Annotated in this window: 1 protein-coding gene and 1 pseudogene; both read left to right on the top strand. The window is 43.2% G+C overall.

Annotation, left to right across the window (positions count from 1 at the left end; all coding sequences use genetic code 11):
• The first annotated feature begins 255 nt into the window (after positions 1–255).
• On the top strand, positions 256–2,001 hold the full coding sequence (locus tag HSISS2_RS07565; RefSeq protein WP_021146173.1) for an ABC transporter ATP-binding protein: 1,746 nt from the start codon (positions 256–258) through the stop codon (positions 1,999–2,001).
• Positions 1,998–2,240: pseudogene (locus HSISS2_RS12230) on the top strand (ABC transporter ATP-binding protein); the annotation flags it as partial. The gene HSISS2_RS07565 and the pseudogene HSISS2_RS12230, both read left to right, overlap by 4 nt.

Here is a 2,240-nt window from a genome sequence, read left to right as displayed (position 1 = left end):
ACCAGCGATGCTTTGCCGTGATGGATTACAGGACTAGCTTATATCTATCAATGCCTGAAACACGCTCTGCTCAGGGCAGACGATATTTTTCGCCGTGGCAATAGTTATAGAAGTCAAGAGACTTCTATAACTCGGAAGTTTTGAGACTTTGGCTCAAAACTTAGCTATGAGATTCCGAAGGAAGCTGCTAGCGTCCGAAGCCACTTAAGAAAGCATCAAAAAAGTAAAAAAACAACAAATAAAATGGAGGTAACTATGTTTCAAACCCTGATCGCCCAGATAAAGGAATACAAGAAACCCTCAATCCTAGCGTCCCTCTTCATGACGCTAGAAGTCATGTTTGAGATTTCCATTCCCTTTGTCATGGCTAATCTTTTGGACAAAGGTGTCCAGCAATCTAACATGTCTAACATCTGGTTCTACGGTGGCCTCATGTTAGTCTGCGCCTTTCTATCCCTATTCTGCGGTATGCAGTCGGCTCGCTATGCGGCCTTTGCCTCTGCTGGATTTGCCAAGAATCTACGTCAGGCCATTTTCAAGAAGGTTCAAAGCTTCTCCTTTGAAAATATCGATAAGTTCTCAGCTGGTGGTCTGGTAACCCGTATGATGACTGATGTTACCAACGTTCAGAACTCTTATCAAATGATTATCCGCATCTGTGTGCGTGCCCCACTCAACCTGATTTTTGCCATTACTGCTAGTTTCCTTATCAACGGTCAGATGGCTTGGATTTTCGTTGGCGTAACGCTCTTCCTCGGTGTGATTCTAGCGCTTATTACCAAGATTGTATATCCTTTATTTACTCAAGTATTTGAGGCTTATGACAACCTTAACAACAGTATCAAGGAAAATATCACCAACATGCGTGTGGTGAAGTCCTATGTTAAGGAGCAGGAAGAGACTGATAAATTCAAGAGGGCCTCACGTCGCATTTATCAAATGTTTATGCGTGCTATTCGTGTGGTTGTCATGTCTAACCCAGCCATGATGTTGTCAATGTATGCGTCCTTCCTCATGATTTCTTGGTTTGGTGCCCACCTTATCGTTGTCGGTAACCTATCTACAGGTGAATTAACCTCTATGTTCAGCTACACCATGACTATCCTCATCTCACTCATGATGTTCATGATGATCTTTGTCATGTTGTCCATTTCTATGGCTTCTGTGGAACGTATTAATGACGTCCTCAGTACTGAAGCGACTATCCTTTCGCCTGAAAATGGTTTGACAGAAGTTGCAGATGGTTCAATCAGCTTTGACCATGTGGACTTCTCATATACGGATGAAAATGGTGACAAGACCCATGTCCTCAAAGATATTACGCTTGATATTAAGTCTGGTGAAGTTATCGGAATTCTTGGTGGAACGGGTTCAGGAAAATCTAGTCTGGTTCAGCTGATTCCTCGTCTCTATGATGTGGAAGCTGGTCAAGTCAAGGTTGCCGGCCACAATGTTAAGGACTATGATTTGGATAGCTTGCGTAAACAAGTTGCCATGGTCCTTCAAACCAACGTTCTTTTCTCAGGCACTATTAAGGAAAATATGCGCTGGGGAAATAAACAGGCAACAGATGAAGAAATCATCCAAGCTTGTAAGATTGCCCAAGCTGATGAATTTATCCAAGAGTTTAAGGATGGCTATGACACCAAGATTGAACGTGGTGGCGCCAATGTCTCAGGGGGACAACGTCAACGTCTTTGTATTGCACGTGCTCTCCTCATGAATCCGAAAATCTTGATTTTGGATGATTCGACATCAGCAGTCGATACCAAGACAGATAGTTTGATTCGTCAAGGTTTCGCTTCAAGTCTTAAGGACACGACTAAAATCATCATCGGCCAACGGATTTCATCTATCCAAGATGCAGACCGTATCATCGTCATGAATGATGGCCGTATCGATGCCATTGGTAGTCACGACGACTTGGTGGCTAATAATGCCATTTATCGTGACGTTTACAAGATGCAAACACAAGGGAAAGGAGTAGCAGATGCAGAATAAGAAAAAAAGCCAGCTGGGGCTCACTAGCACGACTGCTACGCTTTTTGTGGCAAGACTACAAGCTTTCACTTTCTATCTCCTTTGTCCTTATCGTTGTAGCTTCTTTGGCAACGGTTAATTTGACGGCTTCAATTCAGTCCTTGGTGGACGTTTACGTTCAACCCATGGTCAAGTCTGGTAGTCATAATTTTGGGCCACTGTTACGTTTCTTGACATCAGTTGAGGTCTTTTGTCTTATC

The organism is Streptococcus sp. HSISS2 (assembly GCF_000448665.1).
GTDB classification, from domain to species: domain Bacteria; phylum Bacillota; class Bacilli; order Lactobacillales; family Streptococcaceae; genus Streptococcus; species Streptococcus raffinosi.
Note: the sequence above shows the minus strand (reverse complement) of the source record. Positions and strands in the feature narration are given on the sequence as shown.